Source organism: Natrialba aegyptia DSM 13077, assembly GCF_000337535.1.
Taxonomy (GTDB): Archaea; Halobacteriota; Halobacteria; order Halobacteriales; family Natrialbaceae; genus Natrialba; species Natrialba aegyptia.
Map to the genome: position 1 here is coordinate 1 of NZ_AOIP01000013.1, position 16,742 is coordinate 16,742.

13 protein-coding genes are annotated in these 16,742 nt (G+C 64.0%); 4 read left to right on the forward strand and 9 right to left on the reverse strand.

What is annotated here, in order from left to right; translation table 11 throughout:
- The 5 genes from C480_RS02885 to C480_RS02905 form a co-directional block, all read right to left on the reverse strand.
- On the reverse strand, positions 1-1,486 hold a 1,486-nt coding region (locus C480_RS02885; protein ID WP_006664117.1), incomplete at its 3' end, for an FAD-binding protein.
- Position 1,487: 1 nt separating this feature from the next.
- A complete protein-coding gene (locus tag C480_RS02890) occupies positions 1,488-2,366 on the reverse strand; it encodes a succinate dehydrogenase/fumarate reductase iron-sulfur subunit (RefSeq protein WP_006664118.1) in 879 nt (292 codons plus the stop codon).
- Between the two features lies 1 nt (position 2,367).
- Positions 2,368-2,733: a succinate dehydrogenase subunit D gene (locus tag C480_RS02895; RefSeq protein WP_006664119.1), complete on the reverse strand. Its 366-nt coding sequence runs from the start codon at positions 2,731-2,733 to the stop codon at positions 2,368-2,370.
- Positions 2,733-3,164 (reverse strand): succinate dehydrogenase, cytochrome b556 subunit, encoded by a 432-nt coding sequence (sdhC, locus tag C480_RS02900; protein WP_006664120.1) that lies wholly within the window; start codon positions 3,162-3,164, stop codon positions 2,733-2,735. The genes C480_RS02895 and sdhC overlap by 1 nt, the downstream gene beginning before the upstream one ends.
- A gap of 142 nt (positions 3,165-3,306) precedes the next feature.
- A complete protein-coding gene (locus C480_RS02905) occupies positions 3,307-4,449 on the reverse strand; it encodes a succinylglutamate desuccinylase/aspartoacylase family protein (protein ID WP_006664121.1) in 1,143 nt (380 codons plus the stop codon).
- A 110-nt stretch (positions 4,450-4,559) separates the two neighbouring features.
- On the opposite strand from C480_RS02905, the gene C480_RS02910 reads away from it, so the two are divergent.
- From C480_RS02910 to katG, 4 genes are all read left to right on the forward strand, one after another.
- On the forward strand, positions 4,560-5,309 hold the full coding sequence (locus C480_RS02910) for a GNAT family N-acetyltransferase (RefSeq protein ID WP_006664122.1): 750 nt from the start codon (positions 4,560-4,562) through the stop codon (positions 5,307-5,309).
- A 322-nt stretch (positions 5,310-5,631) separates the two neighbouring features.
- Positions 5,632-7,107, forward strand: a complete 1,476-nt coding sequence (locus C480_RS02915; RefSeq protein ID WP_006664123.1) for a flippase — start codon at positions 5,632-5,634, stop codon at positions 7,105-7,107.
- Between the two features lie 98 nt (positions 7,108-7,205).
- Positions 7,206-8,549 carry a RimK family alpha-L-glutamate ligase gene (locus tag C480_RS02920; RefSeq protein WP_006664124.1) on the forward strand — a complete coding sequence of 448 codons (1,344 nt, stop codon included), beginning with the start codon at positions 7,206-7,208 and terminating at the stop codon, positions 8,547-8,549.
- A gap of 310 nt (positions 8,550-8,859) precedes the next feature.
- Positions 8,860-11,043: a catalase/peroxidase HPI gene (katG, locus tag C480_RS02925; protein WP_006664125.1), complete on the forward strand. Its 2,184-nt coding sequence runs from the start codon at positions 8,860-8,862 to the stop codon at positions 11,041-11,043.
- 143 nt (positions 11,044-11,186) lie between these two features.
- Here the strand turns inward: katG and C480_RS02930 are convergent, their stop codons facing one another.
- From C480_RS02930 to C480_RS02945, 4 genes are all read right to left on the reverse strand, one after another.
- Positions 11,187-12,917 (reverse strand): hypothetical protein, encoded by a 1,731-nt coding sequence (locus C480_RS02930; RefSeq protein WP_006664126.1) that lies wholly within the window; start codon positions 12,915-12,917, stop codon positions 11,187-11,189.
- Between the two features lie 255 nt (positions 12,918-13,172).
- Positions 13,173-13,802 (reverse strand): DNA-3-methyladenine glycosylase family protein, encoded by a 630-nt coding sequence (locus C480_RS02935; protein WP_006664127.1) that lies wholly within the window; start codon positions 13,800-13,802, stop codon positions 13,173-13,175.
- Between the two features lie 84 nt (positions 13,803-13,886).
- A complete protein-coding gene (locus tag C480_RS02940; RefSeq protein WP_049903129.1) occupies positions 13,887-16,466 on the reverse strand; it encodes a heavy metal translocating P-type ATPase in 2,580 nt (859 codons plus the stop codon).
- Between the two features lie 114 nt (positions 16,467-16,580).
- Positions 16,581-16,742: helix-turn-helix domain-containing protein (locus C480_RS02945; protein WP_006664129.1), on the reverse strand; the 162-nt coding region annotated here is incomplete at its 5' end.

Sequence of the window (16,742 nt, forward strand, 5' to 3'; positions counted from 1 at the left end):
GGAAGACGTTGACGTAGTCGGTCATCGCTTTCTGGAGCTTTGCGCGAATCTCGGCGTGCTGGACGCCCTCGTCGCGCTCCATCAGGCGATCGACGCGCTCTCGCTCGCGTTCGACGGCGCGCTCGAGCGTTCCCGTCTCGGCTGCGACGCCACCGTCGGCGACGGCGTCGGACGAATCGAGTCCGGCCGCGCCGGGAGCAACCGGTAACTCGGTGTCGTCTTCGTCCTCGACGTCGTCGCCGTAGCCGGTCCGAATCTCGGGTGCGCCGAGGTCCTCGCCGGCGGCGTGACGGCCTGCGCGCTTGCCGAAGACGATGAGTTCGGGCAGCGCATTCCCGCCCAGTCGATTCCCACCGTGGACGGAGACGCAGGCGCACTCGCCGGCGGCGTAGAGGCCGTTAACGCAGGTCTGGCCGTTCTCGTCGACCTCGATACCGCCCATCGCGTAGTGCTGGCCGGGCTTGACCGGCATCGGCTCGACGAGGCCGTCGACGCCCTCGAAGTCCTCCGCGAGGTGCAGGATGTTCTCGAGTCGGTCCATGATTCGCTCCTCGCCGAGGTGGCGCATGTCGAGGTGAACGTACTCATCCTCGATTCCCCGACCCTCGTTGACCTCGGTGAGTTCGGCGCGGGCGACGACGTCGCGGCTGGCGAGTTCACCGGAGTTGTTCGCGTAGCCGTACTCGAACATGAACCGCTCGCCCTCGTTGTTGTAGAGGATACCGCCCTCACCGCGGACACCCTCGGAGATGAGGACGCCGGTCGACGGGAGCGAGGTCGGGTGGAACTGGATGAACTCCATGTCCTCGAGCGGCGCGCCCGCGCGATAGGCCATCGCGTGGCCGTCGCCGGTACAGGAGACGGCGTTGGTGGTGTGATCGAAGGCCTGGCCGGGGCCGCCGGTCGCGAGGATGACGCCCTGGTTGGCCTTGAATCCCTCCACGGTTCCGGACTGCACGTCGTAGGCGACGACGCCCTCGCACTGGCGGTCGTTGGGGTCGTCCTCGTCGGTCGTCGCCAGGTTCATCACGTACCACTCGTCGTAGACCTGGATGCCGCGTTTGACGACCTGCTCGTACATCGTGTGCAGCAGGTGGTGACCGGTCTCCGCGCCGGCGTAGGTGGTACGAGGGTACGAGAGGCCGCCGAACGGGCGCTGGGAGACGCGGCCGTCGTCCTCGCGGGAGAAGGGCATGCCCCAGTGTTCGAGCGTGATGGTGTCTTCGGGAGCATCCTGAGCGAGGGTCTCGACCGCCGGCGCGTCGGCCAGGTAGTCCGAGCCCTTCATCGTGTCGTAGGCGTGGAGTTCCCAGTCGTCGCCCTCCTGAAGTGCGGCGTTGATCCCCCCTTCCGCCGCGCCGGTGTGGCTGCGGACCGGGTGGAGTTTCGAGACGATCGCCGTGTCGGCTCCTGCCTCGTTCGCTGCGATCGCGGCTCGGAGGCCGGCGCCGCCAGCGCCGACCACGATGACGTCGTGTTCGTACATATTACCAGAACTTCAGGTTCTTCTTGACCGCCTCCCGCTTGAGCTCCTGAATGTGCTCGGTCAGCGGGATGTCCTTCGGACACACATCGGTACAGGAGAACTGGGTCTGACACCGCCAGACGCCGTGTTCCTGCTCTAAGATGCGGAGTCGGTGCTCCTTGACGTCCTCGGGTTCGCGGTCGTCCATCGCGAACTTGTAGGCCTTGTTGATCGCTGCCGGTCCGAGGTACTCGTTGTCGCCCGCGGCGATATTACACGAGGACATGCACGCGCCACACCAGATACACCGCGTAGACATCTTGACCTTCTCGCGGTTCTCGCGGGACTGGCGCTGTTCTTCCAGATCGCTCGAGTCGGGTGTATCGTCGTTCTGGAAGTAGGGTTCGACGGCGTGCATCTGGTCGTAGAAGTGGTCCATGTCGACGACCAGGTCCTTGACGACCTCCTGGTGGGGCAGCGGTTCGATGCGAACCGGCTGTTGCAGGTCCGAAATCTGGGTCTTACAACCCAGTCGCTGCTTGCCGTTGACGAAGAAGGCGTCGGATCCGCAGACCGCCTGCCGACAGGAGTGGCGGAACGTCAGCGACGAGTCGAACTCGTCGCGGGCGTACATGACCGCGTCGAGGACGGTCATCCCTTTCTCGAAGGGGACGTGGAAGTCGTCGAAGCGAGGTTCCTGCTTGTCGGCGACCTCCGGATCGTACCGGAATACCTTGAGGTGGACCGTCTCGCCCTCGACTTCGGTCTCCTTTTCGGCCTGGTCCTCGACCATGCCCTCCTGTTTTTCCCGGAGTCGCCGCTGCTGGGGCGACTCGGTGCCTTTCATCTCCGGATCCTGTGGCGATTCCTGACTCTCCGGCTCTTGTTGCTGGGTACTCATGTTAGATCATCTCCGCCATGACGAGCGCAACGTAGGTTCCCTGTGCGACGAGCGCGAGTCCTGCGAGGCTAAGCACTGCGAGCACAACCTTCTTTGGGGTGCCGCTCAGCCCCTGGTTGACGAGGGCGTTGTAGACGCCGTTGACGCCGTGGAAGGCACCGGCGACGAGGAACAGAACCATCGTCAGGAAGTAGCCGATGTGGTCCATTCGCTGCTGTGTTCCCATGAAAGTGACTTCGGCGGCGTGGTTGACGAAGTGCAAGAGGAAGAAGTGGAACGCGAGCACGACGATCAGAAACGCCGCCGTGACGCGCTGGAGGAACCACGCCGTGCCGCCGGGCGTGAACGAAGAATATCGTTCCGCCATCAGAGACCAACCCCCGAGAGGAAGGTCGGCACGCTCGCAACGGTGATGGCGCCCGTCAGAACGAGCGAGGCGTAGAAACTCTTATCCTGTGCAGTGAGACCGATACCGAGATCGACCATCAGGAGTCGGATTCCGTTCAAGATATGGAAGACGGCGACCGCCAGCAGTCCGACCTCGAGTATGCGAACGATAAAGAGCCCCTCGAGGCCCTGAATCGTCCCGGTGTATGCGTTAACCTGTTCTCCGGCGAGCATCATCGTTTCTCCGTTCGCCGCTGCGATGGCGCTACTCAGCACGGCGATGTGGGTGAAGAGATAGCCGATAAGCATCCACCCGGTGAACTTGTGGAAGATCCACGCCCACATGCCGGCCGAGAACTCCTTCCAGCGACCGAAGTCCTCGATGAGGCCGCGATTGTAAGACTGACTCATACGCTCATGTGGACGGTTAGACCGCGGGGGTATAGAAGTTACTTTTATCGCTCTCATTGCCTCTTCGTCCCGTCTCCGTTTCTACCAGCCATCCGGATTCACTCGCACCCGAGTTCACCTCTCGAACGGTCGTGAATCTCGACTATCGCAGCTCCGACCGCGACCGCTCGGTCCGCTGTTCGCGCTCTAATGCCGTGCGCGTGTCGCGTTCGAGGCCGACGAGGTGACAGAGGGGATTCCCCGGATACACGACCGGGTTCTCGAGGACGCCGACGATGAGTCCGGTGAACGGGGCCTCGACGGCGACGATATCGTCCTCCTCCTTGAACGGGTTGGTGATCGTACAGATCACGTCGCCCTCTTCGACCAACGCGCCGCGTCCGTGTTTCATGTCGACGATTCCGCCCGCATCCGCGCGCAGCCACGTCTTCTCGTCGTCATCGGTGATAACGACCCGCCAGCCGGGCCAGTGAACCGCGGACTCGCGATGACAGCCGAACTCGGCGAGGACGCTTGCGACGCCGGTCAGCGCGCGATCGATCAGGCGGCGTTGAAACCGGTGGGCCTCCCCCATCTCGACGGTAATGGTCGGGATGCCGGCCTCGGTCGCCTCGCGGCGGAGCGTTCCGGACGGGCCGTCGCCGCCGATGATGACGTTCGAACTGAACGCGTTCGCGAGTCGGACGACCGTTGAGTTATCGAGATCTGCTCGGACGTGGAGCATGTTCGTTCGCCCGCGAGTGGATGTGTGAAAGTCGATCCCCAGATCACAGGGTTCGATGAAGTTCGTAAAGATATGGTATGCCATTCGGCGGGCGCTCGTCGAGCCCTCCCGACCGGGGAACGATCTGTTCAGATCCCGATCGTAAATCGGCAGATACCGCTCCTGGGCGAGAAAGCCGGGGACGTTCATCACGGGCAGGCAAACCAGCGTTCCGTGTAATTCCGAATGATCCCAGTCGTGGGCGACTTCGCGGACGACCTCGATCCCGTTGAGTTCGTCCCCGTGAGCCGCAGCGGAGAGACAGACCGTCGGCCCCGGTTTCGCCCCGTTGATGATCGTCACCGGAATCCTGATCGGATCTCCGAGATACGTCTCGCTGATTCCATAGCGGATGTTCGCCGATTCGCCGGGATCGACTCGGCCACCGTTGTATGTGAACGCCTCATCGCTCTCAGCCGCAGTGCCATCTCCACCCGTCGCCCCCGACGAGTTCAGCTCCGTGTCCGTGCCGGTGTCCGTGTCCGCGTTCGACGAGCCATCGGCCGGCGTGTCACCTCCCATGGGCGTTTCTCGACCGGCAGTGACGTGAATCTTCGTCCCTGCTGTCGTTCGGGGTAGACACTGTTCAAGCCGGGGCATACGTTTTATACGAGGTCATGATACACTCGCGCATGGAACTGCGCGAAGCAACTATCGACGATGTCGAGACGATTCGATCGATCGCACGTGATTCACTGCACTCGACGTATACCGACTTTCTCGACAGCGAGACGATCGATGACGCCATCGACCAGTGGTACAGTGACGGCTTCGCCGACGAACTCGAGAGCGACGATGCGGTCATCCTGGTGGTCGAACGCGACGACGAACTCGTCGGCTACTCCCAGAGCGACCTCGTCGGCCAGCAGTACGGCACCGGGCGGATTCTCTGGCTCCACATCGACCCGGATGCGCGCGGCAGCGGCACCGGCGTCCGCCTGCTCGTCCGCACTCGCGAGAAACTGCTCGATTCGGGGGCCGATCAGATCGAGTGTTTCGTCCTCGCGGACAACGAGGGCGGCAACGAGTTCTACCGGGAACACGGGTTCGAACAGGCCGGCCAGCGCGAGGTCGACATCGGTGAGGAGACGTTCACGGAGAACGTCTACGTCGAGCGAGACGTCGGCGACGAGGGCTGGGGAGCCGTCGATGAACTCGATATCGACGGGACGACGGTCTACGTCAACTACGGCGAGGCGGCCCGCGGATCGCAGTCGCCGTTCTACGTCGCCTACGAGGACAAGGAGCGGACGACGCAGTACGGCTGGTTCTGCGGGAACTGCGATTCGCTCGAAAACGCGATGGACGCGATGGGTCGGATCGAGTGTAACGTCTGCGGGAATCGGCGGAAGGCGACGCGCTGGGACGCGTCGTATCTGTGATCTCCAGCGGTCGTAATCCGTGATCGGAGTGCGGTGAACTCGGCCGCAGGAGAACTCGTGATGGAAGGGGAACTCGCGGTGGATCGTTCGGATTGGGGCCGAACTACTGATCGCGAGTTCGTCGCGCTGGTCTCTTTCCCGGTCGGTACGCCGAGCCTACTCCTGTTGTCTGTGCATTACAATTGGCCCTTCTCGCATTCGGACACGCAGTGCGTACTCGGCTGTGGTCGCGCTACTGCAACCGGTTCGTCCGTCTCGCTCGACCACTCGACGCAGCCTCTCGCCTACTGCACATCGGGAGTACCGGACCAGTTCCCACGCTATGACCTCAGAGACACAGAATCACATCGTCCGCGGATTCAAGGCAACGCTCGTCGCTCGGGCCATCTATATGGTCTCGAGCGCCCTGCTGATGTTCGTTCTCGCCCGGTTTCTGCTCGATCCGGACGGTTACGGCGCGCTCTACTGGGTGATCGGTATCCTCGCCGTCATCCAACTGTTCGCCGACATCGGACTCGGCAAGTCGAGCGCTCGATACATCTCCGAATACAGCGAGCGAGACCCCGGTCAGATCCCCCACCTCCTCCGGACGACGATCATCGCCAAACTGTGTGTCGTCAGCGTCGTCGCGCTCGTCCTCCTGGTGGTCTACGACGACCTCGCCGCCGTTCTCGGCAATCCCGGCGTCGCCTCGTTTCTCGCTATCGGCGCGCTCTACATCGTGGTGAACTCGTTCAATGCCTTCTCGCAGGTCGCGTTCCAGGGATTCAACGCACTGGGCTATAGCGCTGCGATTCAGGCGATCGCCGGCGTTGCCCGGTTCGCCTTCGTCATCGCGCTCGTTCTCGCCGGCTTCGGCGCGCTCGGTGCACTTTTCGGCTACGTCATCGGCTATACGGTCGCCGCCGCGGTCGGGATAACCATCCTCTACGAACGGTTTTACCGCACGTACGAGCCGGCCGACGAGTTCGAGCCCGGTCTGTCGCGTCGCCTCCTCAAGTACAGCGTTCCGCTGACGGCGACGCGGAGCGCCAACGTCATCGACAAGCAAATCGACACGGTACTGGTCGGGGCGCTCCTGACGCCGACTGCGGTCGCCTTCTATACGCTCGGCAAGCAGATCACGGATTTCGTCCTCGCGCCCGCGGAGGCGCTCGGCTTTACGATTTCGCCGAACTTCGGGGAACAGAAGGCCGCGGACCAACTCGAACAGGCCCGGCAGATCTACGAAACCTCGCTCGTACAGACGATGCTCCTGTACGTGCCGGCTGCGGTCGGTCTCGTGATCGTCGCCGAACCGTTCGTCAGAATGGTTTTCGGTCCCGACTACGCCGGTGCCGTTCCCGTTTTGCAGGTCCTCGCCGGGTTCGTCGTTCTGCAGGCGGTTACGAACCTGACCAGCGACAGTCTCGACTACCTTGGTCGCGCACGCGCTCGTGCCATCGCGAAGGGCGGCACCTCGGCCGCCAACTTCGGCCTCAACCTCCTGCTCATCCCGATGCTCGGCGTCGTCGGAGCCGCGATTGCAACCGTCATCACCCACACAGTCTACGTCGCCGTGAACCTCTACATCGTTCACGCCGAACTCTCGCTCCACCTCGATCGGCTCGGGCGGTCGATGGGCCAGATTTGTGTCATTACTGGCGTGATGGCGGTCGCCGTCTTGCTCGTCACGCCGATGGTGTCGAACCTCGTGATGCTCGGTGGCGCAGTCGCACTCGGCGCGGCCACGTGGGCCGTTCTCGCCGTCGTGAGCGGCCTCGTCGATCCGCGCGAGGTCCGTGCAGCGATCCGGTGAGACAGCGACGTGATACGGCAGGTAGTCACGCCCGCACGACACTCTCACTGCGAACAGCGCCAGCCAATACTTTTCCCGTCCGTCGGTGTGGAAGTGGTATGGCCGTTGCCGATCCCGTCACCGTCGGGGTACTGAGTCTTCACACGAGCAAGGAGACGAAAGCAATACTCAACGCCGTCGATGAACTCGGACACAATACCGAGTGGCTCCGCCACGAAAACACCTCGATCAGCGTCACGGATGGTCGCATCGACCTCGAACCCGCCGTCGATGTCATCGCCAACCGGATGCTCCTTTCGAACACCGAACAACCCGCGGAAGAACTCGGTCTCGCGAACACGTTCGCCCAGGTCGTCCCGATGCTCAACGACCCGGCGACGGTGCTCACCGCGATGCACAAACTCTCGACAGCGACGGCACTTGCAGCGGCTGCTGTGCAGGTCCCCAACGTCGTCCTCGCCCTCAGCAGCGACCAACTGAACGCGGTCCGCGATCGATACGGCGACGAAGCGGTCTATAAGACGGCGATCGGCACCCACGGCGGCGGCACCTGGAAAGTCGGCCCCGGCGATCCCGTGAACGCCAAAGTCGGCAACCGCTATGCGTTCCTCCAGGAACTCATCGACCGCGACGACCGACGCCACCGCGACGTACGCATCTACGTCGTCGACGGCACGATCATCGGGGCGATGTACCGCTACGCGCCCGACAACGATTGGCGGACGAACGTCGCCCTCGGCGGCACCGTCGAAGACGCAACCGACGACCTCCCCGATCCCGCACGACGACTCGCCACCCGCGCCGCGGACGCCATCGGCCTCGACTACGCCGGCGTCGACCTCGTCGAAAGCGACGACGGCTGGTACGTCCTCGAAGTAAACCCGACGGCGGGCTTCAAAGGGCTCTACGAAGCCACCCGGATCAGCCCCGCCCCCTACATCGCCAAACTCGCCATCGAACACGCCGGCGGCACCGTCGACCAGGACCGCGTCGACGAACTCGCGACTGAACTCGACGACTCCCAGCCAGGTGCACAACCGATCAGGCAAACGCAACCCGAAACGGAGCCGACAGTGATCGGCTACACCGAGGAAGTTATCCTCTCGGGGACGAGCGGGTCGACGGGGGTCCTGGCGAAATCGGACACGGGCGCGACCAGAACGAGTATCGACACCGGCCTCGCAGCCGAGATCGGAGCCGGGCCGATCAAGTCGATTACGCGGGTCAAATCCGGCAGCAGCAAGACCGCGCGGAGCCGTCCGGTCGTCGACGTCGTCGTTGGCGTCGGCGGAAACCAACACACCGTGACAGCGAGCGTCGAAGATCGGGACCACATGGATTACCCGGTTTTACTCGGACGGGACATTCTCTCACACTACCGCGTCGACGTCGGCCGGCGTGCAGATCGCGACGCGGATGATCTTCCGGAGGAAGAAGAGTAGACGGGCGACCGGCCGACCGGTCCGGGAATCCACGTTTCGGTTTCGAGAACTCTCTCGGGAGGAACCGGAATCGATAGTTGCGTTTGCCACACCGATCGTTCCCTCGAAGCGATCGCGGGAGGTATCTTGGTTTTCAAACCGCCGATCGTATCGACGGTCATCCAGTACCGGTCTCAGGGGTTGTCCCGAAGACACAGTGCGAATATATCACTGATAAAAATTCCTCCGTTCAGAAGATTGCTTGGGTCGTAGCGAAGACATCATACCTGATTAGCAAATCTTAATAGGCGAACGCAGCAATCACACACTGATGACTAAGTCAAACCGAGACTGGTGGCCAAACCGGTTGAACGTGGACCTCCTCGATCAGAACGTCCCCACGTCCAATCCGATGGACGAGGACTTTGACTACGCCGAGGAGTTCGAGAAACTCGACCTCGAGGAAGTGAAGGCGGACATCGAGGACGTTATGACGACATCGCAGGACTGGTGGCCGGCCGACTACGGCCACTACGGCCCCCTTTTCATTCGGATGGCGTGGCACAGCGCCGGCACGTACCGCACCAGCGACGGTCGCGGCGGCGCTGCCGGCGGTCGACAGCGCTTTGCGCCCCTCAACAGCTGGCCCGACAACGCGAACCTCGATAAGGCGCGCCGACTGCTCGCCCCGGTCAAGCAGAAGTACGGCCGCAAGCTCTCGTGGGGCGATCTGATCGTTCTGGCCGGTAACGTCGCCCTCGAATCGATGGGATTCGAGACGTTCGGCTTCGCCGGCGGACGCGAGGACGAATACCAGCCCGATGAGGCCGTCGACTGGGGGCCCGAGGACGAGTGGGAAGGGTCCGATCGCTTCGACGAGAACGGCGAACTCGAAGGGACGCTTGCCGCCACTGTGATGGGCCTCATCTACGTGAATCCGGAAGGACCCGACAGCGAGCCGGATCCGGAAAAGTCGGCGGAACGGATTCGAGAGTCGTTCGGACTGATGGCAATGAGCGACGAGGAAACGGCCGCACTCATCGCCGGCGGACACACGTTCGGGAAAGTCCACGGCGCTGCGGATCCCGACGAACACGTCGGTCCCGAGCCCGAAGCGGCTCCTATCGATCAGCAGGGACTCGGCTGGGAGAGCAGCCACGGCTCCGGCAAGGGGGCCGACGCGATCACCAGCGGGATTGAGGGCCCGTGGAACACCACGCCGACCCAGTGGGACATGGGCTACATCAACACCCTGCTCGAGTACAAGTGGTGGCCTGAAAAGGGCCCCGGCGGTGCCTGGCAGTGGACCACGCAGAACGGTGAACTCGACGAAGCCGCACCGGGTGCCGAAGATCCGTCGGAGAAAGAAGACGTCATGATGCTGACGACGGACATCGCACTCAAGCGCGATCCCGACTACCGGGAGATTCTCGAGCGCTTCCAGGAGAATCCCGACGAGTTCCGTGAGCAATTCGCGAAGGCCTGGTACAAGCTGATCCACCGCGATATGGGTCCGGCAGAGCGATTCCTCGGCCCGGAAGTACCGGACGAGGAACTACTGTGGCAGGACCCGATCCCCGACGCCGACTACGACCTGATCGGCGACGAGGAGATCAGCGAGCTCAAAGAAGAGATCCTCGCGTCGGATCTCTCGATTTCCCAGCTGGTCAAGACCGCCTGGGCGTCGATGTCGACGTACCGCGACAGCGACAAGCGCGGCGGCGCAAACGGGGCTCGCATCCGTCTCGAACCGCAGAAGAACTGGGAGGTAAACGAACCGGACCAGCTGGAGACGGTGCTTTCGACCTACGAAGCGATTCGGGAAGAGTTCAACGGCTCGCGGTCCGACGACGTGCGAGTCTCGCTGGCCGATCTGATCGTGCTGGGTGGGAACGCGGCCGTCGAACGTGCTGCGGCGGACGCCGGCTACGACGTGGAGATTCCGTTCGAACCGGGTCGGACCGACGCCACGCAGGAACAGACTGACGTCGAGTCCTTCGAGGCGCTCAAACCCGAAGCCGACGGGTTCCGTAACTATTACTCGGACGAGGCCGACCGGTCACAGGAGGAACTGCTGGTCGACAAAGCAGACCTCCTAGATCTGACGGCCCCCGAGATGACGGTGCTAGTCGGCGGTATGCGCGCACTGAACGCGACCTACCAGGACTCTGAACTCGGAGTCCTCACCGACCAGCCGGAGACGTTGACCAACGACTTCTTCGTGAACCTGCTCGACATGGACTACGAGTGGGAAGCGTCCGACGACTCCCAGGACATCATGGGTTGGGAGGCGACTGCCGACTCCGAGACCGACCAGGTATTCGACCTGCGCGACCGCGAGACGGGTGCGGTCGAGTGGACGGCTACCCGCGCGGATCTCGTCTTCGGTTCGAACGCTCGGCTGCGAGCCATCGCGGACGTCTACGCCTCCGACGACTCGGAGGAGAAGTTCGTGCGTGACTTCGCGGACACGTGGAACAAAGTGATGATGCTCGATCGCTTCGACCTCGAGTAACGGCCGGAATCCGAGCATCGCACGGCCGCAACTCGAAACTTCGGTTCGAACGCTCGGTTTTTCCGGCGACGCCGACCCGCTCGAGGAACGCCACTTGCGGTTTCCGAACGCACTCGAATACCCGTTCTCTCAGCGCGTGCCCTTCATTCGCTTCTGACGACCACCTCGTCCTCTCTTACCGCCGTTATCTGTGCCGGCTCGACCGGATACTCGTCGTCGCTGTGACCGCCCCAGTCGAGTCGCGCCCGTAGCCGGTCCGTAAGCCCCGGCTTCGGATCGACGTACGCGGTCCCCTCCTCAACGGTCGAAATAATCCCGATCTGATTCCCCGACTCGTCGACGACGTTCTTTCCCTGATCCGAAGCCGAAATCGATGCCGTCGCATCCGGGTCTACGGTCGGGGTCTCCGACTCCGGCTCTGACTCCGACTCCGGCTCTCCCGGCGACTCCGACTCCGCACCCATTTCGGGTTCTCCAGTTCCGTCTCGCGTTTCGTCCATCTCACCCGCACCCGTTTCCATCTCGTCACCGGCCGCCGACCCCGTTCCGGCCTCCGCCGAAGCCGATTCCGCACCGGCTCCACTCGGTTCAGCCATCTCCGCCCCTTCGCCGGCAGCAGTCTCCTCGTTACCGGCCGTTCCGGTCTCCAGCGCTTTCGTCTGATCGCTCCCGCCGGACTCCATCTCCGCCGTCTCCATCCCCCCGGACTCTGCTTCTGCGTCCATTTCTCCTGTCGCACCCTCGCCCGACTCGGCATCTCCCGCCGCTCCGGCCGGCGAACGCATCTCCTCCGCCGCCATCGTCTCGTACTCCTCGCTGTCGATGATCTCCCCCTCGAGAACCGTGCTGCTGACGAGTTCAGAATCGAGGATGTCGCTGTCCTCGAGCGCAAAGCGCATCACGAGCCGTTCGTCGATTTCGTCTTCGACGGTGCGACGCTCGATGAGGTCGCTCCGAACGGTATCGCCCTCGCCGCGCTTGCTCTCGATGACTTCCTGTTCGACGACGGCATCGGGGTCGGCGTCCGTCCGGACGATGTCGCTCTCGAGAATCGATTCCTGGACGCGCTCGAAGGCATCGTCCGTCGCGATTTCGTCTCGAGTGAGCGCGTCGTTGTGGTCGATATCGACGTCGACGACGCGGCTCTCGACCGTGTAGCGCTCGATCTCCTCGACCGTTTCGAGACGGGCCTCGTCGGTCGTGACCTCGACGAGCGACTCGTCGACGAACTCGATATCGACGGCCTCCCGGTCGAGGAGTTCGGAGTCGACGACGCGGCGTTCGAGGAGTTCCGAGTCGACAATCTCACTCTCGAGCGTGTCGCGTTCGACGATATCGCGCTCGATTCGCTGCGTTTCGACGAGTTCAGTTGTGACGCGCTCGCCCTGTCGGAGTCGGTCCTCGAGTTCGCTCTCGCCGAGCTCGACGCGGTCGAAGGCCCGGGTTCGGTCGACGAGTTCGAAGGTGCCGAGCGAGGGATTGTCGCCGTCCGGTTGCGCATCGGCTTCGTCTTCGACGTCGGTTTCGGCCGTGTCCGTCGCGCCGTGGCCGCGGTCTTTCGCTGCGGGCTCTGTGGCCTCGTAGACGAACACCAGATCCTCGTTGCTGAACGTCTCGCTGAACTCGTCCCAGGACTGCTCTTCGTGGTGGTCCTCGAGGTCGTCTCGACGGGCGAGCGTGTAGTCGTAACCGCCACCGCTGCCTTCGCCGCCGTACGAGACGGGAACGGCGTCGCGGGACTCGGCCCACTCCCGGATTCGGTCGGGATCAGTGGTCATTCGGCGGTGAGCGCGCCGCCGGCGGGTCCCCGAATTCTCTGTCGGCCTCGCGCTCGCGTTCGCGTTCGACGAACTGTCGGATGGGTCCTCGGACATAGTCGCCCCTGCAATCGGACTGTACTTCAGTCGGCGGGGCCGTCTCTTCGAATCAGTTCTCGGTTTCCGTCCCTGAATCAGTACTCGTATCGTGTCGGCACCGGGCGAAAAATCGTAATAACGGATTGCGAACTCGTCCCGACTTCGATGACAGTCATCGGCTGCGAGGATCGACGCGGACAGTGATCGATTACCGGCACTGAACTCGACGGCTGGTACTGCTCGGAAGGCGCTCGCCTGGATGGGGACCGTCGGTTAGCCGTCGGCGTTGACCAGGTCGGTAACGTCGATACTCGATTCCGCCTCGTACTCGGCCCAGATGTATCGCGTCGCCGCGCTCCGATAGGGCCGCCACGCCTCGGCGATCTCGCGCATCTCGGCCCGCGTCAACTCCGCGCCGTCGCCGTAGAGTTCGTCGATTCCGCGGCGGACGGCGAGGTCGCCCAGCGGCAGGATGTCGGGCCGTTCTAGCACGAACAGGAGGTACATCCGAGCCGTCCACGCACCGATCCCCGTGATCTCGGTGAGTTGGTCGACGACCGCCGCGTTACTGAACTCGGCCAGGCCCTCGCGGGTGTAGTCGTTCTCTTGAAACGCCCGGGCAGCGTTTTGCAGATACGAGACTTTGCTGCGGGAGAGACCGGCGTCGCGCAACGGTTCCTCCTCGGCTGCAAGCACTGCTTCGGGAGTGAGTTCGCCGCCGAAGTGATCGAAGACGCGCTCGCGGACGGCAGCCGCGCTCGCGGTCGAGAGTTGCTGGTTGATGATCGAAATGCAGAGGCGTTCGTACTCGGTCCAATCGGGTTCGACGTAGGGATCGTGCGTTTCGATCAGCCGGTTCATGACCGGGTCCCGGCGCAGCACGGATTCGGCCTCGTCCATCATACGGGATACTGTAAGAGGTGTTCGAGAAGGAAAGCGCTCCCGGTTTCGGCGACCGAACCGAGTGAGATCGTCGCGCGTCAGGCGTCAGTTCGTCTTGGGAGAGTTCGGACCGGTGTCGGCGGCCGGCGTCTCCGGCTCCACGTTTGCGAGCCGCATCGCGTTGCCGGTCACGCCGAGACTCATGCCCATGTCGCCGATGATGACCGCGTGAATAACCGTCACGAGTCCGATCGGAGCACCGATCGCGAGCACGGCTTTCACCGCCAGACTCGCCCAGATGTTCTGTCGGATGACGCCGGTGGCCGTCTTCGAGAGATCGAAGAGATACGGCAGCCGGGTGAGGTCGTCACCCATCAACGCCACGTCGGCGGTTTCGAGGGCCGTGTCCGTCCCCGCTGCGCCCATCGCGATCCCGACGCTCGCGGTGGCCATCGCGGGCGCATCGTTGATCCCGTCGCCGACCATCGCGACGCGGGCCTCGTCGCTCTCGCTTTCGAGTTGCTCGATCCACGCGAGTTTCTCATCGGGAAGCAATTCCGCGTGGAACTCGTCGATACCGACCTGCTCGGCGATGGCGCGGGCCGTCCCCTCGTTGTCGCCGGTGAGCATCACGACGCGAACGCCCTGCTCTTGGAGCCGCGAGACGGCCCATTCGGCGTCCGGTCGAACGCGATCCGCGACGGCGATGACGCCGAGCGGGTCGTCTTCGGTCCCGACGACGACGACGGTCTTGCCGTCTCGCTCCAGTTTCGGAACGACGTCCTCGAGCACGTCGAGACACCCCTCGCGCTCACACTGCGAGCGGTCGGGCGCGTCGACGACCGCGACGCCGCCGTCGGTCGTCGCGTGGACGTGCTCGAGATCCGCGAGTCCGTCGAAGAGGTCCGGCTTTCCGACGTAGTGTGTTTCCCCGTCGAGTTCAGCGCGGACGCCCTTGCCGGTCAGGGCCTCGAAGTTCGAGACGCCGGCGTCGCGACCGTCGATTCCCTGCTCGTCGGCGTAGCCGACGATGGACCGGCCGACGGGGTGTTCGCTCCGCCGTTCCACGGCGCTGGCGCGGCGGAGGACGTCCGCCTCGGTGGCACCCTCGAGCGGGATCACGTCGGTAACGGAGAGATCGCCAGTGGTCAGCGTGCCGGTCTTGTCGACGGCGAGTACGTCGCTCTCGCCGGTGGTTTCGAGGTGGCGACCGCCCTTGATCAGGACGCCGTTGCGGGCGGCGCTCGTGATGCCCGAGACGACGCTGACGGGCGTGGAGATGACGAACGCGCAGGGGCAGGCGATGACCAGCAGCGTGAGCCCGCGCAGGAACCACGTGTTCCACGAGGCACCGGTAAGCAGCGGCGGCAGCGTCGCGACGGCGAGCGCGAACACGACGACGAGCGGCGTGTAGACGCTCGCAAAGCGATCGACGAACTGCTCGCGTTTCGTCTGGTCGCGCTCGGCGTCCTCGACGGTCCGGACGATGCGGGCGATGGTGGAGTCGTCGGCCTCGCTCTCGACTTCGACTTCGAGATAGCCCGATTCGGGGATCGTCCCGCCGAAGACCTCGTCGCCTTCGCGCTTGTCGGCGGGCACGCTCTCGCCCGTGATCGGGGCTTGATCGACCGCGCTCTGGCCCTCGATGACAACGCCGTCGGCGGGGATTTTCTCGCCGGGCCGAACGACGACCACGTCGCCGACCGCGAGTTCGTCGGCGGAAACGGTTTCCGTCGAGCCGTCGTCGCGGCGGACGGTCGCGGTGTCGGGGGAGAGGTCCATCAGTTCGCGCAGCGAGTTGCGGGCGCGGTCCATCGAGAAGCGTTCGAGGAGCTCCGCGACCGAGAACAGGACCGCGAGCATCGCCCCTTCGAAGGGGTGGTGTGCGGCCACGCTGGCGACGATGCCGACGCCCATCAGGAAGTCGATATCCAGGCTCCGGTTGCGGACCGAATAGACGGCGTTCCGGAGGACCGGCGCGCCGGCGACCGCGGCGGCCGCGATGAACAGAAGCTGCGAGAGCGCGTAGGGTCTGCCGGCGACGGTTCCGAGGGTCGGATCGGCGGCCGGGACGACGAAGGCGAGGATCATCCCGACGGCTGCGATGGCCCCGCCGATCGCCGTGCCGATGGCGCGGCGGCTCCGCCAGATCGAGTCGTCGTCGCCGAACCCGATCTCGTCGCTGTTGCCGTCCATCGGCGTCGCCTCGTAGCCGGCCGAGCCGACCGCATCGACGACCGTGTCGGCGCTCGTCTCGTCGTCGACCGCGACCGTCACGCGGCCCGATGTGGGCTGTGTCTCGATCTCGTCGACGCCGTCGAGAGCCGCGAGCGCGTTCTCGACCTTGTTCGCGCACGACGCACAGTCCATCTCGGGAACCGACAGCGAGAGTTCAGCCGCTCCGGCGTCGCTGTCCTCGTCCGCGATCTGATAGCCGGCTGCCCGTACGCGGTCCCGAATCTCGGACTCGCTCGTCCGCGCCGGGTCGTACCGGACGAGCAAGCGGCCGCTCGTCACCCGCGGGTCGAGGTCGTCGATGCCGTCGAGTCGCTCGACGCTCTTCGTCACCTTGCCGGCACAGGAGGGACAGTCCATTTCGGGGACCCGCAACTCGAGCGTTCGATCGGTTCCTGATGGTGTTGAATCCGACGAATCGGGCGGCACACTCGGTGGTGAATCTCTCATTACTCCCTCATACTTTCCCCACCAGTATACGGGTTATTTGGCGTGCGCCAAATCCGGAGTCGGGGCGCGACAATCTTCGAATTCTCGAGTCCGCAAGTCCCCGAATCCCCGAGTTCACAACCCCGCCGCCAGTTCGATCGTTTCCATCTCGCCGACGAACGTCGACGCGAGCGTCGCCTCCGCCCGCCGAAGCCGATAGGAGAGCGTCGACCGCGGGACGTCCAGTCGGTCGGCGAGCTCCGAGAGATCGATCTGGCGCGGCGTCTCGTAGTAGCC